The 26,588-nt window shown below is 45.9% G+C and carries 22 protein-coding genes; 7 read left to right on the forward strand and 15 right to left on the reverse strand.

The annotated features are described in order from the left end of the window. Positions 1 to 26 precede the first annotated feature (26 nt). The gene (locus tag B2739_RS12545) at positions 27 to 989 is read right to left on the reverse strand and encodes a hydrogen peroxide-inducible genes activator (RefSeq protein ID WP_331346191.1); all 963 of its coding nucleotides are present in this window, start codon (positions 987 to 989) and stop codon (positions 27 to 29) included. A gap of 415 nt (positions 990 to 1,404) precedes the next feature. Here B2739_RS12545 and xdp1 point away from each other — a divergent pair, with 415 nt between their 5' ends. From xdp1 to B2739_RS12580, 7 genes are all read left to right on the forward strand, one after another. After that, positions 1,405 to 2,202, forward strand: coding sequence for an exosortase-dependent surface protein XDP1 (gene xdp1, locus B2739_RS12550; RefSeq protein WP_331346192.1), 798 nt, complete (start codon positions 1,405 to 1,407; stop codon positions 2,200 to 2,202). A gap of 148 nt (positions 2,203 to 2,350) precedes the next feature. Further along, complete coding sequence (locus B2739_RS12555; protein WP_331346193.1) at positions 2,351 to 3,124, forward strand: ThuA domain-containing protein; 774 nt, start codon at positions 2,351 to 2,353, stop codon at positions 3,122 to 3,124. 36 nt (positions 3,125 to 3,160) lie between these two features. Beyond that, the gene (locus tag B2739_RS12560) at positions 3,161 to 4,675 is read left to right on the forward strand and encodes a phospholipid carrier-dependent glycosyltransferase (protein WP_331346194.1); all 1,515 of its coding nucleotides are present in this window, start codon (positions 3,161 to 3,163) and stop codon (positions 4,673 to 4,675) included. 2 nt (positions 4,676 to 4,677) lie between these two features. Next, the gene (locus tag B2739_RS12565; RefSeq protein WP_331346195.1) at positions 4,678 to 5,241 is read left to right on the forward strand and encodes a PA14 domain-containing protein; all 564 of its coding nucleotides are present in this window, start codon (positions 4,678 to 4,680) and stop codon (positions 5,239 to 5,241) included. A gap of 253 nt (positions 5,242 to 5,494) precedes the next feature. Continuing rightward, positions 5,495 to 6,427 carry a diguanylate cyclase gene (locus tag B2739_RS12570; RefSeq protein ID WP_331346196.1) on the forward strand — a complete coding sequence of 311 codons (933 nt, stop codon included), beginning with the start codon at positions 5,495 to 5,497 and terminating at the stop codon, positions 6,425 to 6,427. A 199-nt stretch (positions 6,428 to 6,626) separates the two neighbouring features. Further along, the gene (locus tag B2739_RS12575; RefSeq protein WP_331346197.1) at positions 6,627 to 6,848 is read left to right on the forward strand and encodes a hypothetical protein; all 222 of its coding nucleotides are present in this window, start codon (positions 6,627 to 6,629) and stop codon (positions 6,846 to 6,848) included. Positions 6,849 to 7,221: 373 nt separating this feature from the next. Next, on the forward strand, positions 7,222 to 7,728 hold the full coding sequence (locus tag B2739_RS12580; RefSeq protein WP_331346198.1) for a DUF3087 domain-containing protein: 507 nt from the start codon (positions 7,222 to 7,224) through the stop codon (positions 7,726 to 7,728). Positions 7,729 to 7,810: 82 nt separating this feature from the next. Here the strand turns inward: B2739_RS12580 and secD are convergent, their stop codons facing one another. The 14 genes from secD to B2739_RS12650 all read right to left on the reverse strand — a co-directional run bounded on the left by secD (position 7,811) and on the right by B2739_RS12650 (position 26,528). Then, positions 7,811 to 10,111, reverse strand: coding sequence for a protein translocase subunit SecD (gene secD / locus B2739_RS12585; protein ID WP_331346199.1), 2,301 nt, complete (start codon positions 10,109 to 10,111; stop codon positions 7,811 to 7,813). Positions 10,112 to 10,177: 66 nt separating this feature from the next. After that, on the reverse strand, positions 10,178 to 10,585 hold the full coding sequence (locus B2739_RS12590) for a hypothetical protein (RefSeq protein ID WP_331346200.1): 408 nt from the start codon (positions 10,583 to 10,585) through the stop codon (positions 10,178 to 10,180). Between the two features lie 79 nt (positions 10,586 to 10,664). Continuing rightward, positions 10,665 to 11,966, reverse strand: coding sequence for a glycosyltransferase (locus B2739_RS12595; protein WP_331346201.1), 1,302 nt, complete (start codon positions 11,964 to 11,966; stop codon positions 10,665 to 10,667). Further along, complete coding sequence (locus B2739_RS12600; protein WP_331346202.1) at positions 11,963 to 13,273, reverse strand: TIGR03862 family flavoprotein; 1,311 nt, start codon at positions 13,271 to 13,273, stop codon at positions 11,963 to 11,965. Before B2739_RS12600 ends, B2739_RS12595 begins: the two co-directional genes overlap by 4 nt. A gap of 235 nt (positions 13,274 to 13,508) precedes the next feature. Continuing rightward, on the reverse strand, positions 13,509 to 15,476 hold the full coding sequence (locus B2739_RS12605; RefSeq protein ID WP_331346203.1) for a sialate O-acetylesterase: 1,968 nt from the start codon (positions 15,474 to 15,476) through the stop codon (positions 13,509 to 13,511). 323 nt (positions 15,477 to 15,799) lie between these two features. Then, entirely contained in the window at positions 15,800 to 16,102 is a 303-nt protein-coding gene (locus B2739_RS12610; protein WP_331346204.1) for a DUF3144 domain-containing protein, read from the reverse strand. 98 nt (positions 16,103 to 16,200) lie between these two features. Then, entirely contained in the window at positions 16,201 to 19,038 is a 2,838-nt protein-coding gene (locus B2739_RS12615) for an insulinase family protein (RefSeq protein ID WP_331346205.1), read from the reverse strand. A 141-nt stretch (positions 19,039 to 19,179) separates the two neighbouring features. Further along, complete coding sequence (locus B2739_RS12620) at positions 19,180 to 19,989, reverse strand: hypothetical protein (protein ID WP_331346206.1); 810 nt, start codon at positions 19,987 to 19,989, stop codon at positions 19,180 to 19,182. Between the two features lie 36 nt (positions 19,990 to 20,025). Further along, a complete protein-coding gene (locus tag B2739_RS12625; protein ID WP_331346207.1) occupies positions 20,026 to 22,509 on the reverse strand; it encodes an ABC transporter permease in 2,484 nt (827 codons plus the stop codon). Further along, positions 22,509 to 23,183, reverse strand: a complete 675-nt coding sequence (locus B2739_RS12630; protein WP_331346208.1) for an ABC transporter ATP-binding protein — start codon at positions 23,181 to 23,183, stop codon at positions 22,509 to 22,511. Before B2739_RS12630 ends, B2739_RS12625 begins: the two co-directional genes overlap by 1 nt. Before the next feature lie 94 nt (positions 23,184 to 23,277). Then, on the reverse strand, positions 23,278 to 24,207 hold the full coding sequence (locus tag B2739_RS12635; protein ID WP_331346209.1) for a hypothetical protein: 930 nt from the start codon (positions 24,205 to 24,207) through the stop codon (positions 23,278 to 23,280). Then, entirely contained in the window at positions 24,207 to 25,085 is an 879-nt protein-coding gene (locus B2739_RS12640; RefSeq protein ID WP_331346210.1) for an ABC transporter ATP-binding protein, read from the reverse strand. The genes B2739_RS12635 and B2739_RS12640 overlap by 1 nt, the downstream gene beginning before the upstream one ends. A 1-nt stretch (position 25,086) precedes the next feature. Further along, positions 25,087 to 25,455: a GntR family transcriptional regulator gene (locus B2739_RS12645; RefSeq protein ID WP_331346211.1), complete on the reverse strand. Its 369-nt coding sequence runs from the start codon at positions 25,453 to 25,455 to the stop codon at positions 25,087 to 25,089. Between the two features lie 38 nt (positions 25,456 to 25,493). Beyond that, complete coding sequence (locus B2739_RS12650; protein ID WP_331346212.1) at positions 25,494 to 26,528, reverse strand: hypothetical protein; 1,035 nt, start codon at positions 26,526 to 26,528, stop codon at positions 25,494 to 25,496. Positions 26,529 to 26,588: the final 60 nt, after the last annotated feature.

A 26,588-nucleotide genomic window follows, 5' to 3' on the forward strand; every position in this document is an offset into this window, starting at 1 on the left:
TTTGTTACTCACAAACAACTCAATAGTTACCAATGAACCGATAGCATGGTCTGCACATTTTCATCGGGTTCCGTTGTGAAACTCCAATAAGCTCCGCTACATGCCAGTATGGATTTACGCAGCACATCAATCGCTTTGTAGCGTGGGAAGCTGGCGCGCCATGCAAGCCCCAGACGGCGTTGACCACCGGGGATTGCAAGCGGGCGCGCGACTAATCGATTCGCCTGACACAAGCTCGCCTCTGCTGCAGAGCGCGGCAATATGCTTAAGCCTAGCCCTGCGGCAATCATATAGCGAAGCGTTTCCAGGCTATTGGCCTCTGCGCAGTGATAAGCAGTATCAGCCAGTTGCTCGCGCAACCACGGAACCAGATCCAGCACTTGCTCGCGCAAGCAGTGCCCCGGCCCCATCAACAACAATTGCTGTTGTTTTATATCATCCAGCGTAATTTCTTGCAGATGCACCAATGGATGGGTGTAGGGCATAACCAATACCAATGGCTCCTCAAACAACTCCTGGGTAACCACATCCGGCGAATTAAACGGCAGGGAAACCAAAATCACATCCAAGGCACCATCGCGCAACTTTTTCCGCAGATTTTCGGTCAGATCTTCCTGGACAAAGAGCGGCATTTCCGGAACCTGCTTCTGCAGATGCGGAATAAGCTGGGGCAAGAGATACGGCCCCATTGTAAAAATAGTTCCCAATGAAAGCGGGCTACCAAGCTGGTCTTTGCCAGCGTCAGCGAGCGCTTTGATGCGCGCAATATTCATGAGCAGCGCTTTGGCCTGATTGACAACTTGCGCTCCAATCTCACTGGGCTTGACGCAAGTTTTGGTGCGCTCAAACAGCTCTACACCCAATTCCTCTTCCAGTTTTCTTACCGCAATACTCAACGTCGGTTGACTGACATGGCAGCGTTCGGCCGTGCGGCCAAAATGCTGCTCCTCGGCAAGGATAACGATGTAACGCAATTCGGTAAGGGTCATAAGGGTTCGGCCAATGGAAAACGCTACCAGTGTGCACAGATCTTGCCTGTAAGGCAAAAACCTCTCACTAAAAAAGCATTCCGCGAACGCCATAGTGAATGCCTATGGCATTCCAGTTGCCATCCCGAACTTTCCTCATCTTAAATACGCACTACAAACCGCTTGATCCTGAACTACCTCCTTAACCGTGCACTACGCCCTCTTAGCCCGACCCGGTCGGGCTTTTTTGTTCCTTCAGATGACAGGGACAACTGATTTTGTCGAAAAAGCTTACAAAATACCCACAACAAGTGAGTCATATCACATAAATCACCCAAGAAATCAATTAATTACTATGTGCGGCATACAACTTGCTCAATAAGCGCAGATTTACCAACGACCAGATTTCACAAACTATCCCAAGGGACTTCGCTCTATGCGCTCACTCAAACTCATCATCGCAGGACTTGCGATAACTCTGGGAGCTATTAATAGCGCCCAAGCAACTCCCATCAGCTTCAATCTTAATACCCCGGATTCACGCGACGACATCCTCGATAGCAACTCCACATATGCCATGCAGTACAACTATGAAGAAGAAGGCTTGGGCTTAGCCGTAACGGGCTGGTCCTACGGACAGGAATGCACAAAGACAAGAAGAGGTAAGTGCACAAATTGGCTACTCAACGAGTCCATTGAGCAGGATTATGTCGGCAAGTGGGACGGTTTAGGCGTGGAAGTTACTGACTCACCCAACCATGCAGTCGATAACGAAATTGGCGATTACGACATGCACCTACTGTCATTTGATGAGCTGGTAAAACTAACCACGCTAGACCTCGGCTGGTTCGAGAACGATTCAGACATCTCCATTCTGGCCTTTAATGGCAGCAGCTTCGACCAAAGCTCACTGCTGGGCAAGCAGTGGCAAGACCTGATTGGCAACGACTGGCAGTTAGTGGGCAACTACTACAACGTGGACTACGGCACCAACAGCGGTGCAGTAAATTTTGATGGGATAACCTCCCAATATTGGCTGGTAGGTGCTTACAACGAGAATTTCGGTGATGTGTTCAGCGGCTCAAACAAAAATAAGTCGAATGGCAATGATTACTACAAACTCAAAGGTGTAACCGTTGAGCGCCCACCAGTTGAAGTTCCTGAAACAAACTCTCTGATATTGTTGATGTTAGGTTTGGCGGGATTGGTAGTGGCACGTCGCCGCTCAGTGTAAATTCCGGATCCTCAATCGATTCACTAAAGGGCGCATACAGCGCCCTTTTTTATTGCCTATATCTTTGTATCGCTTATGATGACGCCGGACTATGGAATGAGCTAATGCCTACAGGGACACAATAACAAACCATCAGCGAGGAAATAACATGCTTAACCGGATCGCATTATCCCTGGCGTTTATCTGCGCACTCAGCCTTACCTGCCTTAGCGCCCACGCGCAGCAATTCAAAGTGTTGCTCTTTACCAAAACCAATGGTTTTCACCACCAATCTATTAATGAAGGTGTTGATGCCATCCGCCAATTGGCCGTTCGCCACCACTTCGCTGTGGACTGGCATGAAGATGCTTCCATCTTCAGCGATGAAAAACTCACGCAATACCAAGCCATCATCTTCCTGTTAACAACCGGCGATATCCTCAACGACGAGCAACAAGCAGCAATGGAGCGATTCATTCGCTCAGGCAAAGGGTTTGTTGGCATTCACAGCGCATCAGACACTGAATACGACTGGGAGTGGTACACCAAAATGGTAGGGCGCACGTTCCATATACACCCTGAAATCCAAACCGCAGAGCTCTCCGTTACCGACCGCAAATTTCCTGGACTTGAGCGCATGCCCGATCGTTTTTGGTGGACTGATGAGTGGTATGAATTCGGTGCAGAACGCACCAAAGGCCTCAACTATATTTTGACTGTTGATGAACAAACCTTTAATCCCGCTGCCGATTGGGGCAGTAAAAAAAGTGAAGGCATGGGCAAATTCCACCCTATCGCCTGGTATCACAATTACGATGGCGGACGTGCGTTTTACACTGCACTGGGACACGTACCTGCCACTTATAGCGATACCCTGTTCCTTGAACACATTTATGGCGGGCTTTATTGGGCAGCGACAGGCAAGGGTTTGCGTAAAAAATAAAAACTTACAACAACATCAACCATAACCAATAATATTATGAAAAATTTCTTACAGAGCTTCTTAAAGAAATACGCGCGATTTATTTATCCAGCCATCATATTGGTCATTTCGCTGGGAGTTTATTTTCCTTTTTATGGCTCGCCACAAGCGATGTTCTGGGATGAAAACTATCACGTCCCCAATGCACAAAAATATATTGATAACGTGATGTATATGGAACCTCACCCACCACTTGGCAAAATGCTGATGGCGGTGGGTGAGACATTTTTTGGCGGCAATGAAAATGTCAATAAAACCAAACTGTTGGAAACTGATTACCTCACCGGGGATAACGCACCACCGGAGATGACCTACAAAGGATTTCGCTGGCCATCCACGGTAATGATGGCGCTCTCGGTGTTGTTTTTTTACGGCATACTCAATTGCATTACCCAACGCGCCTGGCTTGCTGCTGCATTCACTAGCCTGGTGATTTTTGATAATGCATTGGTGATCCATTCGCGCGCCGTGCACTTGGACGGCATCCAATTATTTTTTGTACTTGCCGCGCTCTATTACTTCACCCGCACTGTTACCCGCCACATCAATCGCCAGATACCCATCACCTGGAAGCAATACGCATGGCTCGGTGTGTTAATTGGTTTGGGCACCAGTGTCAAAGTGACGGCCGCTATTTTATTGGTATTGTTTGTAATGCTGTATGGCGTTGACCAATGGAGCAATATCAAACGCTGGAATTGGCCAGCACTTATGCAGCGCCTTGCAGTAACAGTGCCTGCAGCAGTAGCACCCTTTGTGCTGGTATTTTTGGGCGTGTTTTACGTGCATATCGGATTAGGTGAAAAGGTATATCAAGAGCGCACTTATAAAGCATCCCCCGAATACCTTAATCAAATTCGCATGGGCGATACCTGGTCACTCAAAACGTTTTCATTAGGGATGCGCGACAACTGGAAATACATGTCGGAGTACGCAGACGGCGTACCGCGTTTAGATGAATGTAAACCCGATGAAAATGGCAGTTACGTAATGAACTGGCCATTGAGCAGCAAAACCATCAGCTACCGTTGGGATCGCGAAGTGGTCGACGGCAAAACCGTTACCAAATACAAATACCTGATTGGCAATCCGATTGTTTGGTTTTCGGTAATTGGCGGCATTATTTTATCAGCAGGCCTGATCATTGGCCGCTATGTTTATGGCAATCCGATTAAAGATGAAAAACTATTTTATTGGATTTGCGCATTCGCCAGTTTGTACATTATTTATATGCTGTCGATACTACAAATCGAACGCGTGATGTATCTCTACCATTATTTAATGGCATTGTTATTCGGCGCAATTAATCTCGCATTGGTATTCACCTACATTTATCGCGACGATGTAATCGCCAACAACAAACACACCATTATCAATGCCAGCCTGTTTGCACTGTTAGTGATCGCTGTGTTCGCATTCTTCTCCCCCTTCACCTATGGATTCGGTTTGACTGAAGACCAATTTGAACTGCGCAACTGGTACAGCTTCTGGAAATTGCAGGTGGTGAGATAATCATGAATATCCAACAGCTTATTAATAAAAACAGTATCTTCACTGCGTTGATTGCACTGGTCACGATTATTATTCTGGTGCGTATTACACCGGTTACTGTGGACCCGGTAGTCAAGTTGGTGATCAGCAAAAACCGTGTATCCATCAGCAACATCTACCAACCGCGCGATATTGAATTCACGCGCGAGGTGATGATCGACAAACTCAACCTGATCGATAGCAACCGTTTCAGTCATCCCAAATTAGGTAATGTTGCAACTTACAGCGATGATTTTTTTGTCGATGTTAATCACACCATTACTGTGAATGAAGCAGACAACTATCGCTTCTTGATGGGCAGTGACGATGGATTCTCACTCACTATTGATGGAAAACTCGTTTGTGAACATTTGGGCGACCGCCCCTATTCTGTGCAACCTTGCCTGACTTACCTCAGCAAAGGCCCACATCAGGTAAGCATTTCTTACTTTCAGGGTTTTGGTAACTCAGGCTTTACCGTGGAGTATGCGCGCGGCGATGAAAAGCCTCATTGGTTTGGCGAGGACTCCAGCGCAATTACGTTCTAAAAACTAAAAAACATGCTCACAACAACGCCTGCTAATGCAGGCGTTGTTGTTTATAGCAGTTATTTATAGCCATAAGATTTTTATACCCGAAGCTGCTTTGTGCATTACATCAACACAAACCACAGAGTGAAAATAGCGGCTATACTCAACGGAAACACCAGCACAACACCTGTGCCGGACGTATGCCAACAGCCTTCAACCTGGCTGCCAACAAAACGAACCGTCAATAAATAAAATGATAACTGGCAAAAAATTGCGTAGATATTTATGGCTTTATTGCACGCTCCTGCTACTGGGCGCCAGCTCACCTGCAATAACAGCCCAATCAAGTACAAGTCAGGCAATTACAAATTCCTCAACTACACCACTACAAACTACAACCCCTACATTTACAGCAGACGTTGCAACGAACGAAAAAACACTCCATATCGTTACCCAACCGCTGGAAGTCTCTGCACAAGCACACGAAATTTATTTTTATCAACTATTGGAATTGGCCTTGGAAAAAACCCGCGCTACACACGGGCCTTATAAACTGGAGCGACTTAAACGCATTCTCAGCAACCAGCGTTATATTGCCGAGGTGAGCCGTGATGACGGCATTATTGATATCACCTGGACCATGATTGATGAGGAGCGTGAAAAAAAACTACTGCCGATTAAAATATCCCTGCTGCGCGGCATGAACAGTTATCGTGTTTTCTTAATCCGTCAGGAAGACAAAGAAAAATTTCGTGCTGTAAACACACTGGAAGATTTGAAAAAATTTAATGCCGGATCAGGCAGTGTCTGGCCAGATACCTCCATATTACAAAACAATGGATTGCCCGTGGTCACATCAGCTCACTACGAATTATTATTTACCATGTTGCAACGCAAACGTTTTGATTACTTCCCGCGCGGCGTTTATGAAGTCTGGACGGAACAAAAAGCCCATGTAGACAAAGGATTCATTATTGAAGACTCATTAATGTTTCACTACCCAGCACCTATTTATTTTTTTGTGAACAAAAAAAATACTCGCTTGGCAGAACGAATCGAGCGAGGACTACAAATAGCCATTGAAGATGGCAGCTTCGAACAATTATTTTTTAGCACACCAGGATTTGAACAAGGCTATAAAGAAATACACAACCCCAACCGCCGGATTTTGCGCCTTAACGCCCTTAATCATTACGACGATTGATCCACTAAAAACCTACGCAGTTATGTGCTGTAATTGAACATTCACTTAAAGGATATTAAGGTAATCATCCTGCACTCAAGCCGCGCAAGCTATTTAAAAGCCACCAAGCATGTGTAGATGTTTTTGCCAACAGCAAAGGGTTAAGGTCAGTTGTGCACCCAAAGCGAAAAATTTATGCCCAATGACAGTCTAGACTTCTATGAAATTAGAAAACGAAGATCTTAATACGGAAAGAGCAAAGATTGGTTTGCGCCTACTCTTGGAATCAGAAGATGATCTTGAGTTTGCAAATATTCGAATAGCAAATCCTAAAGCATTAAATATCAGAAATTTTAATAACGAAAAACCTGAAATAATTGTACTGAGCAATTGGCAGATCGAAAATATCAGTGAGAGTTCGGCAAAAATCGAGCTGGAATAAGCTAAAGCCTTAGTTGAAAAGTTATGTTCACTTTGGCCTGAACTTAGTGAATTCATAGGTAGCATTTGTACAAGCCTATATTTACATCATAATTACGGGAATGGCGAAACTCGAAGTTTTGAGTTAGAGAAAAATGGTGAGCTTGTAAATTTGTTAACAAAGTAATCAAACCTGAAAATTGCAGCACGTAGGTAAGATTAGCGCAGCGTAATCGTACGCATGAAAAATCAATAAATTTCAGTGCGTAGGTTGGGCATTACTACCCAACTTACATTTTGCACCAAGGTCGCATTCTGAAGCACTGTCCTATACCATTAAACATAATCAGAAATTCTCACAGTCGTTATATTGTTAACTTTTTATTCTGGATTTTATGCAGCTCATTAATATTGATAAAACGCGTTATCGCAAGCATTTAAAAATAGTGTTTATTGGTTGCGCTGTTAGTTTGGCAGTAGGTAGTTTGGCTTTGTCGCAAACATTGATTGCTATTTTCCCTGATGAAAGTGGTAGCCATTTTCATTGGAACTTATTGGGAGTAATCATTAGTGCAATCACTATTGGTTGGCTACTCAATAAATATCGCCAGCACGATTTCATGCGTGAGGTCACTTACGTTTGGGAATTGAAGCAGGCACTAAATAAGATAACCCGGAAAATGCGAAAGCTGGAGGCGGCTGCACTTAACGGCGATAGAAATGCGATGCTGGCAATGCAATACAGTTACGCTGGTTCGCGCCTGGTGTGGCAGCTAGACGACAATACCCTCACGCTGGATGCGCTGGCGATTAAACAGCATGAGCTTGATCACCTCGCGGAAAAATTCGGCATAACCTTATCGGTGAATGATTACGACGAAAAAATATTGGCTGCGTTTTAGTGCTTTTAGCCAAAAGCTTCCCCACCAAAAATCATTCTGGTCACCCAAAAAACAGCGCCTGCAAATGCAGGCGCTGATGTTCCTATGGCAAGTTGTCCACTCCGGATTGTGCGATTGGAGTGCGTATTTGTGACAAGCCTTTTTTACTTCGTTTTATTCCCAACCAATTCACAATTGGTGCTGCAATTAAAATGGATGAACTGGTGCCGATCACAATCCCGAATAACATTGGCAAGGCAAAACTGGACACTGCACTACCACCGGCGATTCCCATCGGCAACAGCGCCAGAAAGGTCACTACCGAGGTAAAAATAGTGCGTGTGAGGGTTGAGGTAATACTTTCGTTCAAGGTTTGTGTCAGCGGTTTGGTTGGGTCAGCGCGTAATTTTTCACGGATGCGATCAAACACCACCACTTTGTCATTCACCGAATAACCAATTAATGCGAGCAACGCGGCAACTGCCGTCAAATTAAATTCGATACCCATTAACGCAAAAAAGCCGATGGTTTTGGTCAAGTCCAACACCAACGTCAAGGTTGCCGCCAGTGCGAAGTGCGATTCAAAACGCACCCATAAGTAACCCAGCATGCCCAAGCCCGCCAAAATAATTGCGAGAATAGTAGCATCACCAAAATCGCCACTCACGCGCGGCCCCACCATTTCAGTCCGAGGGAAGGTTGCAGCGGGCGATAGCTGCTGCACACTGTTTTTCACAGCCTGTACGATATTGCCTGTTGCAACATCCTGCTCTGACTGCAACGGCAAACGCATTAAATAATGGCCATCACCGCCAAACTCTTGCAGCGCAATTTGGTGAAAACCCTTTGCCGATAATTGTTCGCGTAAACTCGCCACGCTGACATCAGGCGCTTGCACTTCAATCACACTGCCACCGCTAAAATCAATTCCGTATTCCAATCCCGGTTTAAAAAATAAGAACACAGACGCAAGGGATAACACCGCAGAGGCAATTAGGCCTGCATAACGCGCCCGCATAAACGGAATGGTATTTTCACTAAGAGTATCCAACCATTGAATGCCGGTAATTTTCAGCGGTTGCTTATCCAATTTCCGCACGCGCCACTCCATCACCAAACGCGTAAACGAAATGGCGGTGAACATGGAAATTAATACGCCTACTGCCATCGCCACCGCAAAGCCACGCACCGGGCCACTGCCAAATAAAAACAATAAGCTGATAGCAATTAAAGAAGTGAGATTGGAATCGAGAATAGTGGCGTACGCGCGGCTAAAGCCCGCATTCAATGAGGCCATTGCCGATTGACCGCTGCGCGTTTCTTCGCGGATGCGTTCATTAATTAAAATATTCGCATCAACCGCCATACCAATACTTAAAATTAATCCGGCAATTCCTGGCAGCGTCAGTGTTGCTCCCAACAAACTTAACACTCCAATTGTCAGCCCGATATTGATCGCCAACCCCACGCAGGCAATTAATCCCCAGCGCCCGTAAATCCCTACCATGAACGCCAATACCAATAGCGCACCGACAATACCGGTAGTCACGCCCATCGCAATCGCATCGCTTCCTAAATCCGGGCCAACCGTGCGCTCTTCAATTACTTTCAAAGGCGCAGGCAATGCGCCCGCGCGCAATAACAACGCAAGGTCATTCGCCGATGCGCTGGTAAATGATCCGCTAATTTCCCCGCTACCACCTTGTATTGCACTGCGAATTACCGGCGCAGTAATAACATGGTCATCCAACACAATTGCCAATGCGCGGCCAATATTATGTTTGGTTAAATCGCCAAAGCGACGTGCGCCTTCGCTGTCCAATTTAAAATTCACCACCGGTTGATTACTTTGCTGGCTAAACGCCAAACGTGCATCGCTAATATGTTTACCTTCAAGCGCGACTGAGGCCTCTAATGGATAACTCACACCTTCGCTTTCACCTTTCACATTAATCTGCTGGGTACCTGCGCGGGTTTTTGCATCCACCACCCAATGAAAAGTCATTTTTGCGGTAGTGCCCAATAACTCACGGATATGCTGCGGGTCACTTACCCCGGGCATTTGCACCAGAATACTGTCCTTTCCCTGACGGGTAATCATCGGCTCCACCATGCCGGTTTCATTCAAACGACGGCGCACAACCTCAAGGCTCTGCTCTACTGCATCATGAATAATCTGGTTGTGCATCGCCGGATTTTTATTGTGCGTCAACTCGCTGGTATCCACCTCCAGCAGTAAATGCGAGCCGCCGCGCAAGTCCAAGCCCAAGGTGATTTTTTGTTGGCTGTAACTATCCGGTAATTTTTTTAGCCAGGAATCTGGCAACACATTGGGAGCAGCAAACAGCAGCCCCAATAAAATAATCAGGCAGTAGACTACCGCCCTGGTTGAAAGGGATTTCATAGGCACGACTCCACTCTGCTTTCATAGTGAAAGCAAAAAATAATCAATTGATGGTTGAGGATTTTGTTAGTGGAAAGCGGGTGGAGCGCGGGAAATATTCAGTGTCGCAAGCTGCAGTTGGTGTGCAGCAAACAAAAATTCTGCTGCATAAACAACTGAATTCTTTTGCGGTGATAAAAGAGCCAGTAGATTAAAAAATGCTGTACTGGCAAATACAACTTGATGATCAGAAGGAGGTGTTGCTAGTGCAATATTTAACGCACGGCGCGGTAAAAACTGATGATCGCCCGCCACATAAATATGCGCGTGAGCATCAACTGGAATTGCCGGTTGCGATTGCTGGTGAAGATAAAAATCTTGCGCAGAAAACCCTACGCACTTCCACAACAGCAGCAGCCACAAGCCCCCCATAACACCCGCCCAACGCAACATGCGCCGGGAATCGGGTAACGATAGGTGACGGGGAACTGACATAGGATTAACCAGCGCTGGGATGTCAGGGAGTTTGTGGCCAATGTTTATATTTCAAGGGCGAACAACCGGTATCGGTATTTTATTTATTGTTTTTTGCTTCAATCCACTGCCCCATGTACTGGGTACTCTTGTGATGGTGATGACGCAGCATTTGGCCGATAAAGTTATTACCACGTTCGTTTTTCAGATTAATGGCCAGAGACGACAATCGAACCTGCAACGCCTGTGCGTAATCTGCGCGGTAGAAATAATCGCGCAAAATGGTGATGCCCTGTTTTTGCTTTTGCTGCCAAAGCGCCTCTTGCCGATAATGCTCAACCGCCGCCGCCACAAAAGCCTCTGCGGTATCCGCCACAGCACCGCACCAAGGCAATCCACCGCTCATGGATTCAGCACCAATACTGGTGGTAATGGATGGAGTACCGCAACGCATAGCATCGATCAATTTTCCTTTGATACCCGCACCAAAACGCAAAGGTGCAAGGCACACGCGCGCCGATTGCATGACCGTGCGCGCGTCTGCCGCCCAACCTTTAATATGAAAACCCTCTTTCGCATTATGTAACTGTGTGGCTTTAGGCGGCGGATAAGCGCCATAAATGTGCAGCTCAGTCTGAGTGCATCCCACGGCAGAAAGTTGCGCGCGGATCATCGGCCACAATTGGTGTTTTAACCAAAGCACCGCCTCCCAGTTGGGTTCGTGGCGAAAATTGCCGATAGCAATAAAATGTTGTCGCGCAGAAAAATCAGGCAGCGACGCAAGGCTTGTATCTGACTGCGACAGGAATGGACAGTAAAACAGTAATTGCGCTGGCACAGCAAAGTACCGCTGCAATAATTCCATTTCAAATTCTGAAATCATGAGCGAAACATCACAGCGGAAAATAGCGGCCACTTCGCGCACGGCCATGTCATCCGCACACATTTGCTCATAAAGCAATTCGCTGCTGGCGGTTACTGGCGCAACCGATTGTTTTTCTTTTTCATTCGCGCCATTTTTTTGCGCCGCTTTTAATAATTGCTGGCGCGCATGGCGTAGGCTATGCAAATCTTCTGTATCGAGCACGCGCAACGCATCCGGACATTCTTTTTCTACACGCCAACCAAATTGCTCCTCGGTAAAAAAACGGTCAAACAATACCAAGTCCGGCTTCAGTTCCCGCACATAGGCATCAAAACTACTGCAGTTCAGCGCAATCGTTTTTTCAGCGACCCCGAGTGAATTTAAATCAGCACGATGTTCCGATAACGCAGCTGCCGATGCGAAAGTGACGGCGTATTGCATATCCAATAACAGTTGCACAAGCTCCAACATGCGCGTGCCCGCTGCCGATGAATTCGGCTCGGGCCATACATAACCAATAACCAGTGCGTGTTTCATCGCTGCGCCTTCTGCTTCAATGTTGGCGCACTGCCTTTCAAAAAATTCACAACACCCTGCCCTGCCGTGCGGCCAGAAGCAAAGCACGCTGTTAGCAAATAACCACCGGTAGGTGCATCCCAATCCAGCATTTCGCCTGCGCAAAACACGCCGGGCATTTTTTTAAGCATGAATAAACTATCCAACTCTTTGGCAGCAACACCGCCTGCACTGCTAATCGCTTCATCAATAGGGCGCGTTGCGGTTAACGTCAGCGATAATTTTTTAATTGCCAGCGCCAACAGCTCAGGATTTTCATAGGTATTTTTTGCCGTCAGTTCACGCAACAACGCGAGCTTAACCGGCGACAAATTTAACTGCTTGCGTAAAAAATTGCTCAGTGAATTTTTTTCACGCGGTTTATTCAAACGCTGGATAATTTTATCGCGCGACAAATCCGGCAGTAGATCAATATTCAGCAACGCCGATCCCTGCTGGTCGATTTGTTCGCGCAGCTCTTTGGATAACGCATAAATACCTGTGCCTTCAATTCCATAAGCACTGATAATCGCCTCCGACAGCACACTGCGCGTCCGCCCATGCACATCAGTACAACTCAAAACAACACCGTGCAAAGGCGCGCCTGCATGCTGCTCGCGCAACATTTCACTCCAGGCAACATCAAACCCACAATTGCTCGGCACAAGATCGTTTACTTGAACACTGCGCTCGCGCAGCAGCGGCACCCAGGCACCGTTGGAACCCAAACGCTGCCAACTGGCACCGCCCAGTGCTAACAACACAGCATCAGCCGTTACGGTTTTGTTTATGGTTGCATCATTTTCTTGCGCTGAAAAAAGTAACTGAATCTGAACATTGCCTTGCGATTCCCCCCAACCCAGCCAGCGATGGCGCGGATAAAACGTCACACCCAATTCACGCAGACGATGCAACCACGCACGCAATAGCGGTGCTGCTTTCATATCAGTAGGAAACACCCGGCCCGAGGTGCCCACAAATGTTTCAATACCCAAACCATGAATCCAGTTGCGCAGCGCATCCGCATCAAATGCATTCAAACTATTAATGAGTTGGCTGCTCGCGGAGTAGCGCGAAAGAAAATCGTCTTTGGCTTCAGCGTGCGTGATGTTCATCCCCCCCACACCCGCCAATAAAAATTTACGCCCCACCGACGGCATTGCGTCGTATACCGAGACGTTATGCCCAGCCGATGCAATCACTTCAGCCGCCATTAAACCCGCAGGCCCGCCGCCGATAATTGCTACGGTTTTTTCAGGAGGAAGATCAAAAATATCGAGCTGATTCACAATAGGATCCACAAACTATTCACAAACGATTCACAATAAAAAACGCCGATGAGAAATTAATTCTACATCGGCGTTTTCGCATTCAATCATTCTCTATTCGTCACAGAGGTAGCGGAATGGATCCGGCGTTTACTCGGAGACCGTTGCCCGCAGGGATGCGGGCGACGAGCCCCCACGGACGGGTTCACGGCGAGTCTCAGAGTAAACGCCAGAACCATTACGCGGGGAACAAAGACTAATCTGATACGCGAGCCTCAAACGGCGATGCAGGCAGACCCGCGCTATTATACAGATTTGCCCCCTCAGGGTTATCCGCCCATGCATAGCGTACCCATTTTGGCTCAGCGATAGAATCCGCCCACACAATCACCTTATCCTTCTTAACCTGCGCCTTGGCCCACACAAATTTCTTATCGGCACCGGCAATCGCAATATGCCCCAGCTGCTCACCACGCACACTCAAGCCTTTGCCAATCTCGGTAAAACGCAGCTCCAATTTTTCACCACTGGTCTTTAATTTTTTCAGGCGCGGACCGGAAGCCAACAAAGATTTTTTCCCATACGCGACCTTCAATGCACCTAACGCCAATCGCTCGCCCACAGCTTGCTTGTTGAGCGGATGAATATCGTTCCACTCACCCACATCCACTGCAACCGCCATCGCCGTATTGTTTACCGCAAGTAACTGCCGCTGAGCTTCGCGCAATTCAGCCCAACCACTCTCACCCGGCTCTTGAGCTGCAGGTAAAAAGTTAGCCAGTTGCACATAAATAAAAGGTAATTCTTTTTGTTGGAATTGAGCACGCCAATCGCCAATTAAATCGGCCATCAGTTGTTGATATTCCGCAGCGCGCCCCACATTAGACTCACCCTGATACCAAATAACACCTTTGATTTTCAGCGGCAACGCCGGAGCCAACTTCGCGTTAAATAATGAAGATGGTAAATAGTGCAACGTTGTTCCCGGCTGCATCGCATTAACGCGCGCCGCGATTTGGTATTTCCACTCGCCTTTCAGATCAACAGCCTCATCACCAAACAAACCTTCACCCAACAACAACGCATAGCGTTTATCTTTAACAAAACCCACATTCGATGAATAGCTGGTGACACGGATGCTGATGCTATTCGCACCCGCTTTTAATAAACCCGCAGGCACTGCATAAATACGCGGTGGATATTGATACCCGGTTTGGCCGACCAATTGACCATTCACATACACCTGATCTCCATCCACAATACACCCCAACCAAAGCACCGCTTTTTTCGCTGCTTGTGCCGCGCTCAGTTCGATAGTTTTGCGTACCCAGAGGGCACCGTTGGTAAATTCTTTATCCTCTTTACTAACTGCCTGCTCTTTTAAAAAACCGGGCACCTGCAAAGTTTTCCAATTTTCTGTGTTGATATTTTCTTGCTGCCAATTATTTTTCAAACCGATATCGGCCGCATCCAGATCGGCATACCATTTACTGCTATTGGCTTTATCGTTTGCGATAGTCGCCTGCACATGGGCATCATCTTTAAAGGGTTGCAACTTTTGTTGGTAATGCGGATATTTTTCCAATACCGACTCACTCACCCACGCCTCGGCGGGTGAACCACCTACCGGAATAGTGACCAATCCAATCGGCACATTATTGTCGGCATGAAGTTTTTGCATAAAGAAAAAACCAACCGCAGAAAACGTGGCCAGATGCTCAGGTGTTGCCGTTTTCCATTGGCCTTGGGTGTAATCTTGCAGTGGCCCTTTAAACGCATAAGTAACAGGTACATTAAATTCGCGGATATTCGGCTGGTTGGTCGATTCAATCAAACCCGGGTAATGGTATTTCACGCGATTCAATGGCAATTCCATATTGGATTGCCCTGCCGCAAGCCATAGATCACCCATCAAAATATTTTTGCGCAGCAGCTGGTTGTTACCATTGACCTTTAATTCATAAGGGCCACCCGCTTTCAACGCAGGAAAAGTGACCGACCAACGTCCGTCTTTCGCCACCGCTGATAATGTTTTTCCTGCAAAAGTAACCGAGACATTTTCACCTTCATCCGCCCAACCCCAAATTGTCAGCGGCATATCGCGCTGCAGGATTGCGCCATCACTTAACAACCGCGGCAGTGACACATCGGCAATAGTATTCAAAGAAAAAAACGCAAAGAAAACCAGCAAAAATAATTGCTTAATAGAGAGATGCTTGTTCATAGTCAGGTTCACAAGTAAAGGTATTGTAGTGGTTGTTATACTAGTGGTTATGTTCGTTTTTAAACTTGTTTTTATACTTATAGTTATGCGTTGTTATGTGTGCCGTTATCCGTATTGTTATGCTCGTTGCCAGCATATTTTGCCCATTTAATATACTTGTATACCAGACAAAGATAAACCCGTGATTTTTGCACACGCGAGATCTTTACAAATATTGAGCGTTTGCAGATGTTGGCAGCGAATCCCCCCACCCAAAACTATTGAGCCAGACAATAAAAAAGCAGCCGAAGCTGCTTTTTTCGCATAACGCACTGACACAAGGCTTACTCTTCCGGCAGTTCCCGGTTGCCAATAAGTGATGTGTAGTTATCGCGGTAGTCTTCCATATGCTCTTTAAGAAAATCACGGTAGCGCCCCGTCAAGTAGTTGGTTGTCCCTTCAACATCCTCGGCGAATTCAGTTTTATCCAGTGAGCTGTGCGCAACTGCATAGGCATTAAAACGCGCTGCGGCATTCATCAAGGCGGCACTCACAATACCCGGGTCGGCATTGTCGCAAGCATCGTTGGCATTATTGATAAACTTTTCAACCAGTTCCCAAAAAATATCGTCGTCAGTAGTACTCATGGCAAACTCGCATCAAAAAAATAATAGAGTGACATTATAAGCCGCAACACCTCTGCTGTCAGTGCAACCCAATACCAACAACAGAGGTCTTTACGGGATCAATGTGCAAATGGTTTGGTTTTAAAATTGGTACCGCGCAATTGCAATAATCCTTTGCCCGCTTTTTCATTTAACAGCAGCGACTCGTAAATCTTGATCACGTCGGCTTTGGTCACTTTTTTCAATGCAGCCAAGTAGCGTTCACGGCCATCAAATGTATATTTACCATGCCAGAACTCACCGCTGTATCTATCCGCCTCGGAATAGAAATCACTTGGCTTTTCCAGCACATTTGCAATCAATGCCTGTTTTGCCTGTTCAATCCCGGCTTCGTCCGTTGTTTTTAATTTAGCCAAGTACTCTTTGCGGAATTTATCCATGCGCGCTTTAATGCCGGGCAAATCTGTGTTGGAGCTTTGCACCAACATCACAAAACCGGGAATATCATCTACCGGATAATTAAAACTGGTCACCACATAACCCAACTGCTCATGGGTGCGCAATTGCATAAAGAAATCATTGCCGAATAATGAATTCAATACCGCTAATTGCGCTTGTTCATCGTCAGATTTGGCGTTACCAAACCAGGCCTGCAAGAGTGCACTATCGGCTAACTCAACATCATCATTAAAACTCACCAGCTTGCCAGCAGCAGGTGTGACGTATTGGTTAACCGCACGCGACTCCGGCAAACGCTTGCCCGGCAATATCGCTGCTGCTTCTTCTGCCATAGCACGGACTTGTGCATCGGTATAATTGCCGACGGCGAACAAACGTAATAATGGATCGGCTTTGATCGCCTGATGATAGGCAACCACATCGGCTTTGGTAATTTTTTCAGCCGCCGCCAAAATTTGTTCATCTGTCCAAGGTGTTTTGGAAATCAAGCGCTGTGCATGACCAAACAATTGGCGGAATACATGATTCTTTTTCTTGTTGGACATGCCCTGCTGGAAGCTATCCATGGCTTCATGGAAATGCTTGTCACTGATATCCAAAGCAACAAATTCGCTTAACATCTTCTGCAACAATTGCGGATGCTTGGTGGTGTAGCCCGAAATAAAAATACCCTGGCTAACCGCATCCATTACCGAGGTTGAAATCCCTAAAGAGGCGCGCCCGGCACGATCCTGCAATGTCATTGTTTGTTTGGAATAAATGTCATTTACCAAGCTCGCCAATACGGCTTCCTTTGGCGATTTCATTGCGAAATCCACATTGATTTGCAATGCGAGTTTACCCTTGTCTTCACGATAAAATTCCGGATGCACCAGGAAGGCCTCAACACCCGCCTGACTCACCACCTGATGTGGTTTGAGATAGGTATTATCAACAATTGGCGCTTGGGTATCAGTAAATAGATCATTAAGCGGCGGCAAGTTAAACGCATAGTTTTTCTTCAATGATTCCCAGCGTTTGTATTCATCGCCGGTAATGTCGCGGATTGAATAAACACCATCAAAAAATGGAACGGGTGTATCCGCTTTTTCGTTCGGATTAACGTACCAAATACGCGCGCGCTTTTCTTCCAATTGCGACAGTACCGCATTGATTGACTTTTCATCATAACGTTCGTAGGTGTATTGCGAATTCATCAAGTTTTCGACGGGCAAATCAAACTGTGACATAGCCAAACCAACCGCCTGTTGTAGTGGATCAGGCTTGGGAGCATTGGCAAAATCTTTGGTGCGCATGGCTTGCAATTCGCGATAATAATTTTTATCCAGCCCTTTGCGCTTGATCAATTCGACATAAGCAAAAATTGCCGCGATCACTTCATCCTGCTTTTGCAAACCGGCATCAGTCAAATCTGCCTGCACACGCAAAAAACCATCCGGACCGTAGGCTTCGGCATCAAAATAGGCGGACAAGGTTTTCACTAATCCCTGTGCTCGCAATTGCTCACCCAAGGTGCCCGGCTCTTCAGAAGTAAGCAGGCTATGAATGAACTCATTGGGCTTCAACCGCCACTGGGCTTTATTGGATTTAACCGGAAAGTCTACATATAACACTTTTAATTCTTTAATGGGCTTGTAGTGAATACTTTTGCCCATTTCACTTTTGGTAAGACCGGGCGTAGTGATTTCAGGGAGCGCTACATTTTTATTGGGGATGGCTGCAAAGTGTTTTTCAGCCAAGGCTTTTAATTCCGGTAGTGATTGCTTGCCCACCAATGCCAACTTCATGATGTTGGATGAGTAATAAGCATTGTAGAATTTTTTCATCTCATCATTGAGCACAGAACCTGGCTTGTCTTTCAGAGTATCCAGATTGCCAATGGTGAATTTTGCGCTGGGGCTGTTGGCGTTTGCGGTGTATCCCTGCAATGCGTATAAGTTCCAATTGTCCTGGGCTTTTTGCAGCGACCATTCATTGTTTACTGCATTGCGCTCTTTATCGCTGAAGTGCGGATCAAACGTCGGCTTTTTAAAATAATCGCTGAAGCGATCCAATGCTTCATCAAATTTTCCAGCATTAATCTGGAACATGTAGTTGGTTTTATCATACGCCGTAAACGCATTGGTCATACCGCCATTGGCTTGGGTGTATTTCATAAAGCCATCTGGCTCGGGATATTTTTCCGTCCCCAAAAACAACATATGCTCAAGATAATGCGCAAGCCCGAGTTGGTCTTTTGGATCATGAGCACTACCCACACCCACCGCGAGCGAGGCAGAAGAGTTCTCTAATGAAGGGTCAGACACCAACACCACCTGCAAACCATTGGGCAGCATTAATGCCGCATATTGGCGGTCATCATTAGGGCTTTTGGTGATAGTGACCTGCTCAAGTTGTTGTACTACCGGTTTAGGGCTGCTGGTAGATTCACAGCCCACCAAACCGATTCCGCCCAGCAACAATAAACTGAACGCATAGGCCGAGTAGCGCTTTAACATGGCGTAGTTCCTTTAGGATGAGTAGGATGAGAGAAAATTTATGTGCGGGAAGCCTAGCAGTTTTACCAGGGCTAGCACAGGGGCGTACTGCCGGGCGATGTAAGCACACCATAGAAGCAGCACCGTTCAGCCTGGGTATGACTACTGCAGCAAGTAAGAGGTTCCGCTCGCTTGGTTCACCGGGCTTGCAGTGATAATAAAATGTCGCTGACTGCGCATGGTTGCGCCTGAGCTTTCATCTTTCACTTCGCGTTTGACCGCAATCAACCGCCCGTTGTGCTGGCGATATTCGGTATGGATCTCATTTTTGAAATGAAATCCAATCACGATAAACACACGCCCCGAGCCTTTTTCCGTCAGCTTGCTTGCTAGCGGAACACCATTCGCATCAATCCACACCAAAAAATGATTTTTGTATTTCTTAACGTATTTGCGAAAGCTTTTATCGATTTTTTCTTTGGGCATACTGAAGGTAAGTAATCGCGCAGATTGACCATTCAGCGTATCCATTTTTTCGCTCACAAACTGGTAGCGACCTAAGACTAATTCCATTTGCGCAGCAGGGTACAATATCTCTCGCCACTCCCAATATTGAAATTGCCCAACTGCATTCAGCGCTGAATTTTTTACATTTTCATCGTCAATTTTAGCTAACTCTTCGGCGTGCAATTGCGCAATTAATTCTGGTGAATAGGTTGCTCGCAGTCCGCCATCCCCATCCTCCAAACGTACATTAATCAAGCCTTCACGCTCAATCAATTCGTCGTGCTCGCCACTGCGGCCAAATAATTTGAATTGTGTATTAAGCGCAATCGGATCAGAAGATTTAAGCTGTGTTAATGCACTGCGAAAATCTGTAAGGCCATCAGCCCTTACCTTGGCAGAAAGGCTCATCGCACAAAACATAACAAATAGTGTTGAACAGCCATACCCAAAAAAACGTTTGATCATTAACATTCCCTTCCTATTATAAAACTACACCTATGATTAAGCGGCCTCGCGCAGCACCACAGCAGGAGGTGTAACAACGACACTCCGACAACACACAACACCTAGCATTGCAATAAACACCATTCCAATAAGTGGCGATGCAAACCAATAAACATAGTGAGGTTGCATTTCATTCTTAAACACCAGGTATTGCAAAGCATACAAAAATGATTCGGCACCAACGATAGCAATTAAACCCGATAGAAAACCCAGAACAGCAAACTCGATCAACACACTGCCCAATATTAAATGGCGCGAACTTCCCAGCGCACGCAGCAGACCTGCTTCTTGTTTGCGGCTGTCAATACTGCCCATTACCGCCGCAAACAGCACCAGGCATCCGGCACCCAAAGTCAACCACAGCACTAAGCCAATACCGTTACTAACCTGGCTGATCAGTATTTGGATGTTTTCAATCATGCTCCCAAAATTCAATATCATTAAGTTGGGGTGTTCGCGCACAAAATGGTTAAAGTATTGCGTATCGCCTGTTGGAATAAACACACTGGTGCCATAAATCGGTGAAAAACGGTCAAGTGCAGTTGGCTCAAATATAAATAAGAAATTTTGATTTAATGACTTCCAATCAATACGCCTAAAGTTGGCCACTTCTGCATTCAAGGCTAAGCCCCCAACAGAGAAAGCCAGTTGATCGCCAATATTCAGTCCAATAAGTTTTGCAAATTCAGCATCGACCGAAACCCCTACCCTATCGGGTGCAGTTTTTTGCCATAAATCCCACCATTGCCCCGCCACGATGTCATGATCACTCGACAATGAGTCAAAATCAGTAACATGCAACTCCTGCTTAAATGCAGGATGGCGATTACGCAATTCCTCACTCGGTTCGACTGAATTAATGTGTGCGATTCGAGCCCTTACGACAGGATAAATTGGGTTCGCATCAATACCCCTATCGAGCAAAAACTGTTTGAAATTTTCCACGTCAGCAGCATTCATATTGCCAACAAAATGATTCGGTGAATCAGCAGGAATTCGCCCCTGCCATTCCGCTATAAATGAGGTGCGAATAATCGTCAGGGTGAGCAATAGCATCAACGCCACTGAAAAAATGGCCACCTGTACAACGCTTTTCCCCTTGCGTTTTTGCATTCCCGCAAATGCGAGCCGCCAGACGCCGCCTAAATTGCTCATAAATAGTTTACTGATTTTCAACAACAACCAGGACACCACACAGGCCACTACCAAAACAATCAGCAAGCCTAAGGTTGAACTCACAGTGATTTTTAAATTGCGACTAAATAATCCCACCAACACTATCATCGCAAACAGAGCCAAACCTATTTGCAACCACACCTGCGGTCTATTCACCGCTAATTCCCTGCGTAAAATTTTTAGCGGGGGAATACCAGGCAAAAGCCAGAGCGCAGGCAATGCAAAACACAGCACACAAACCAAACCTCCGGTAAAACTCAGCACATAGGGATAAACACCCGATGTCACCAGCGTAATTTGATACAACTGCGTGATACTGACTGCCACAATTTCCTGAATCCCGAAACCTATCATCAAACCAAACAAAGCCGCCGCCACACCCAAGATCAATAACTGTCCGAAATATAATAATCGAACATGAATAGCACTCGTGCCCAGACTTTTCATTAGCGCAATTTGATTGGTGTGGCGCACTGAGAACTGGCGCGCCGCAATAGCAATTGCGACACCCGCGAGGAGCACCGCCATCACCGATGCAATTATCAGGAAGTTTTTGGCGGTTGTTAAATTGGCTGCTAACTGTTCCTGCGACGACTCAATGGTCGCGATACTCTGGTGTTGATTAAGCTCAGGTTTTATTTTCTCAAGGAAGCCAGTCAAATTATTGCCATTATTCGCAGCAAGCAGCCATTGATAATTCTCTTGCGGAATATTGGTTTTTGGCAGATCGCCAATATTCATTATCAAGCGCGCGCCAAAGTTAAAAAACGGATTCACGCCGTCCGGCTCATCAATCAAAATCCTTGTTAGCGTTAAATCCACATCGCCGACCGAAACCCTATCACCCAGAGCTACTTTTAGGGCAGAGAATAATCGCGAATCTACCCACACCTCACCGGCGGCAGGGGCTGCGCTGGCCGTTCTAATATCAACCGCATTTTCCGCATAAGCCAGATGACTAGTGTCCAATTTTCCGCGCAATGGGTAATACGAATCTACGGCCTTAATCGATGCCATTTGCATCTCATCGTCGGCATAAACAACTGACATAAACGTAGTTGAAAATGATTGCTGGAGTTTGCTCTCTGTGGCGAGGTCAATCCATTTCTGACTTATCGGCACAGAACCACTGACAACAGCATCTGCACCCAAGATGCTATTACTTTGTAACAACAAGGTTGATTCAAGTCTTGCAGAAAAAATAGAGATGCCACTTAAGACAGCCACAGCAAGAATAAGGGAAATAGCCAACAGTTTTAACTCGCCACTGCGCCAATTACGCAGCAATAATTTTAATGCCAACATTATTGTTTACCCTGCGACGGCATCATTTCGCCTGCCGATAATTCAATGCGTGTTTGGCAGCGCGATGCAAGACGGTGCTCATGGGTAACTAAAACAAGTGTTGCGTTTTGCTCCGTATTTAATTGAAAAAGCAAATCAATAATACGCGCACCAGTGGTGCTGTCTAAATTACCGGTTGGCTCATCGGCAAAAAGAATTTTTGGCTGACTGGCAAATGCCCGTGCTATAGCAACTCGCTGCTGCTCGCCACCGGAGAGCTGTTGCGGGTAATGGCTGGTACGCTTCTCCAATCCCACTTGCACCAAAAAATCCATCGCCAAGTTTCTAGCTTTTTTATTGCCGCGCAACTCCAAGGGCAACATGACATTTTCCAAAGCGGTCAAACCGGGCAATAGCTGAAATGATTGAAAAATAAAACCAATATTGTCCGCTCTCACTTGCGCCCGCCCTTCTTCATTGAGGGACGTAAGCGAGTGATTATTCAAAATAACTTCCCCTGCCGAGGGCACATCCAAGCCAGCCAAAATCCCCAGGAGAGTGGATTTACCTGAACCAGATGCACCGGTAATTGCAATGGATTCACCAGCGGCAACTGAGAGCGAAATATCCTGCAAAATAGTTAAGTCACCCTCCGCTGTTGTCACTTTTTTAGTAATTCCTTTAACGTCTAGCATGATCAGATTTAATCCTTGGTATGTTATCGAGGCAGGGTTAAAAAAATGTGTAGCAGTATCTAAACGAACACCTTATTAACAGGTTGCGATAACACTAGATTTCGTAACGATTATTTCTCAGCCATATAATTACAGCCAGCAACACAGCCACGATCAGACTATAAATCGCCACTTCAGCAGAATAGTTAAACGTAAAACTCACATAGCCGTTGCTAGCATCGCCAAACGACATCTGCATGACATCGCCAATCGTATTCAGATAGGTTTTAAGTAATTCATAAATATGAATATTGATTCCCATAAATTTATTGAGAAAGCGATCGGCAACCAGCAGGATTAACGGGATAAAAGTAGCACCGAGAAAGGGCGATTTTTTGGCGTAGGCCGATGCCAGCATCGCCCAGGCAAATACAGGCAGAATCAGCGGCACTAAACCCATGCTGCCCAATAAATAATTTCCCAGTAGAGGCAAGGCACGCAAGGCAGTGACAAATTGCCCAAAGTCACCCAGCCATACACAAACCACGAGCAATAACACCAAGCTCGTCAAGGCATTCATTAACAGTGTCAACAAGGGTACGCTCGCGGCAGCTACAACCAATTTGATCAGCACATTAAAATGTTCACTTACCGGCATGGAGCGCCAAAACAAAATGTCGCGGCTTTTGCGATCAGAAAACAGACACGACGTAGAGTAATACAAAGTCAAAAACACACTGACTACGGAAAAAAACCACCACCCCATAAATTGTTGCAAAGCAAGGATAAAACCAACTACTTGGTTACTTGCAAAATTGATTTTATAGCCACTACCAGTTTCATCCAGTTTTAAAAATTCCTGAAAATGAGGATCAGCCAACTTGATACCTGAGCCATTTGCTTGATTGATGGTGGGATCGCTGATAACCGCCAACACCCAAAAACCCGTCACTAATAGCACACACACCAAAGGTAACAATATAAACAGACTGCGGTGCTCCCAGTATTCACGTTTCAACTGCACCGTCACACGCTTTGCAAACATTACGCAACCTCCTTCGCCACATGCTGTGGTTTTATTTTTGCTACAAATAGTTCACTTAAGCTCGGCGTAGTGAGCTTACCCAATTGCGCCAGCGATTCGCGCTGTTGTTCATTAGGTTCAAACAACATACTGAAACCACCCAGCAAACGACGACTGTGAATAGGGTTATGTACCAACGCATGCTCTTTGTAATTGGCGTCAACTTGTAACTCAACGTATTGCGTGGCAATTTGCTCCATGCTGGCATCCAGCACAATTTTGCCCTGATTGATAAACACCAGATCCGTCAGGATAGTTTCGATTTCTTCTACTTGATGCGTGGTAATCAGAATTGTTTTCTGGTCATCGTAATAATCATTTAACAAGTTTTCATAAAACTGTTTGCGATAGAGAATATCCAAGCCCAAGGTCGGCTCATCCAGCACCAACAACTCACTATCAATCGACATAATCAATGCCAGATGCAGTTGGGTAACCATACCTTTGGAAAGGGTTCTGACTTTATCGGTCAGTGCAATGGAGGTCTCTGCGAGATATTTCAGACACTGGGCGCGACTAAAACGTGGATGTACACCCTCAGTGTAAGTAATTAACTCGCGCACACTGATCCACTGCGGCAGTGTGGCGGTATCGGCAATAAACGAAACGCGCTCCAATAATTTCACTCGCTCGCGCTGGGGGTTCATTCCTAAAACACTAAGCTCGCCTTCAACAGGAGCCAAGCCCAAAATACCTTTCAGCAAACTGGTTTTACCCGCACCGTTAGGGCCAATAAGTCCAACAATTTTTCCTGATGCTATTTGTAAATTCACATTATCAAGCGCTACTTTTTTTCCGTAATGCTTGCTGACATTTTGCGCACTAATGACTTGACTCACCTTATTCTCCTTGAACTGCTTGCAATGCAGCGATCAATTCTTTTTTGCTCACACCCAGTTGGCGCATACGCAACAATAACGCCGGAATCTCGGTAGAGATGAATTTTTCTTTTTCTGTGCTGTGTAGTTTTTGTTGGGCACCATCGAGCACATACATACCCATACCGCGCCGCGCTTCAACCAGCCCCATATCTACCAACTCCTGATAAGCTTTACTGACGGTAATATGATTAATTTGATAATCGCTCGATACCTGACGAACAGAAGGTAAAGGTTCCCCTTCTTTAATCGCGCCAGATAAAATCAACGCTGCGATTTTTTCGCGCAGCTGTCGATAGATAGGTTGGTCATCATTCCAATTCATTGTCATTCGCATCTCATGGCTGGTCGACATCCCTGTCATCAAGGTTATATATTGGCTTCAAACTCTTTGGAGAAAGCCTTATCTTTTTGATAGTCCTCAGACTTTATTTTATTAACCAACAGCGCGTATTTTTCTGTATTGCCTACAGACTTATACGCCTTTGCCAAACTCCAGGATGCCCAAAAATAATGCGGATCTTTTGGATTCTTGTTCCTGGATTGATACCGTTCAATAAACTCAATACCTTTATCAAAGTCGTTTTCCATGATGGCAATTTCACCTAACTGGAGCAGGCTGTCATGGATGTGCCATTTGGTTTTGACCGCAACAGGTGTATTGGATACCGATTCAAACAAGCGTTTTGCTTTAGCGAATTCTTTTTTATCGCGCAAGTAGTGTGCAACCTCATATTGATTGATTGCCGAGCGGAATGTTTTACCACTTAGCTCATCTGCCAATTTCAGTGCGGCATCGGTCTTTCCTTCTTGCTCCAGACTATAAATTTTATAGGTATCTGCATCTTCAGGAGACAACTGCTGCAAGCGCTGTAAATACTCGGTACCTTTTTTAGTTGACCCTCCGGCAATAGAGGGCGCACTCAGATAAAAGCGTGCCGCAGCGGCTAAAGCCTCTATATTGTTGGCATCTATCTGTAATGCTGCCTCATATTGAGCAGCACATTTTTTCGCTAATTTCAGCGCAGTAAAAATCGATGCACCTTGCGCTTGATTGCAATACACATCGCCAGAAATTTTCACTTCTTCCGCAGAATTAGGGCCAATAGCCAAAGCTTGCTCAACGTAATTTACTGCCAATTCCGTATCACCGCGCATAATGGCGATCCTGCCCAGAAACATAAGCGACTCATTTTTACTTGCTGCGGTTTTCGTATGATCTAAAAAAAACTGCTCAGCATCGTCATAACGCCCTTCAAGATAAGCATGAACTCCGGCATTGGTATTTTCTGCCTCTGCATCAACAACAGACGATGAATCCGCCGCAGCTACCATTGCCGAGAACAAAAAAACGCTTGCGCCAACACTGATTTTTTTATTTAAAAACATAAACATTTCCTTCATTACATCAACTCCTCTAACAATAAGTGTCTATTCATTCGCTGTATTCATTCAGCCGTATGT

The organism is Cellvibrio sp. UBA7661 (assembly GCA_002483365.1).
Classification (GTDB): Bacteria; Pseudomonadota; Gammaproteobacteria; order Pseudomonadales; family Cellvibrionaceae; genus Cellvibrio.

Bases quoted from the DNA above. Each gene is read 5' to 3' on its own strand.
- B2739_RS12580 (WP_331346198.1), top strand. From the start codon at position 7,222: ATGCAGCTCATTAATATTGATAAAACGCGTTATCGCAAGCATTTAAAA.
- B2739_RS12615 (WP_331346205.1), bottom strand. From the start codon at position 19,038: ATGTTAAAGCGCTACTCGGCCTATGCGTTCAGTTTATTGTTGCTGGGC.
- xdp1 (WP_331346192.1), top strand. From the start codon at position 1,405: ATGCGCTCACTCAAACTCATCATCGCAGGACTTGCGATAACTCTGGGA.
- B2739_RS12545 (WP_331346191.1), bottom strand. From the start codon at position 989: ATGACCCTTACCGAATTGCGTTACATCGTTATCCTTGCCGAGGAGCAG.
- B2739_RS12590 (WP_331346200.1), bottom strand. From the start codon at position 10,585: ATGTCAGTTCCCCGTCACCTATCGTTACCCGATTCCCGGCGCATGTTG.
- B2739_RS12560 (WP_331346194.1), top strand. From the start codon at position 3,161: ATGAAAAATTTCTTACAGAGCTTCTTAAAGAAATACGCGCGATTTATT.
- B2739_RS12565 (WP_331346195.1), top strand. From the start codon at position 4,678: ATGAATATCCAACAGCTTATTAATAAAAACAGTATCTTCACTGCGTTG.
- B2739_RS12620 (WP_331346206.1), bottom strand. From the start codon at position 19,989: ATGATCAAACGTTTTTTTGGGTATGGCTGTTCAACACTATTTGTTATG.
- secD (WP_331346199.1), bottom strand. From the start codon at position 10,111: ATGAAATCCCTTTCAACCAGGGCGGTAGTCTACTGCCTGATTATTTTA.
- B2739_RS12630 (WP_331346208.1), bottom strand. From the start codon at position 23,183: ATGCTAGACGTTAAAGGAATTACTAAAAAAGTGACAACAGCGGAGGGT.
- B2739_RS12610 (WP_331346204.1), bottom strand. From the start codon at position 16,102: ATGAGTACTACTGACGACGATATTTTTTGGGAACTGGTTGAAAAGTTT.
- B2739_RS12650 (WP_331346212.1), bottom strand. From the start codon at position 26,528: ATGAAGGAAATGTTTATGTTTTTAAATAAAAAAATCAGTGTTGGCGCA.
- B2739_RS12625 (WP_331346207.1), bottom strand. From the start codon at position 22,509: ATGTTGGCATTAAAATTATTGCTGCGTAATTGGCGCAGTGGCGAGTTA.
- B2739_RS12575 (WP_331346197.1), top strand. From the start codon at position 6,627: ATGAAATTAGAAAACGAAGATCTTAATACGGAAAGAGCAAAGATTGGT.
- B2739_RS12605 (WP_331346203.1), bottom strand. From the start codon at position 15,476: ATGAACAAGCATCTCTCTATTAAGCAATTATTTTTGCTGGTTTTCTTT.
- B2739_RS12595 (WP_331346201.1), bottom strand. From the start codon at position 11,966: ATGAAACACGCACTGGTTATTGGTTATGTATGGCCCGAGCCGAATTCA.
- B2739_RS12635 (WP_331346209.1), bottom strand. From the start codon at position 24,207: ATGTTTGCAAAGCGTGTGACGGTGCAGTTGAAACGTGAATACTGGGAG.
- B2739_RS12645 (WP_331346211.1), bottom strand. From the start codon at position 25,455: ATGACAATGAATTGGAATGATGACCAACCTATCTATCGACAGCTGCGC.
- B2739_RS12555 (WP_331346193.1), top strand. From the start codon at position 2,351: ATGCTTAACCGGATCGCATTATCCCTGGCGTTTATCTGCGCACTCAGC.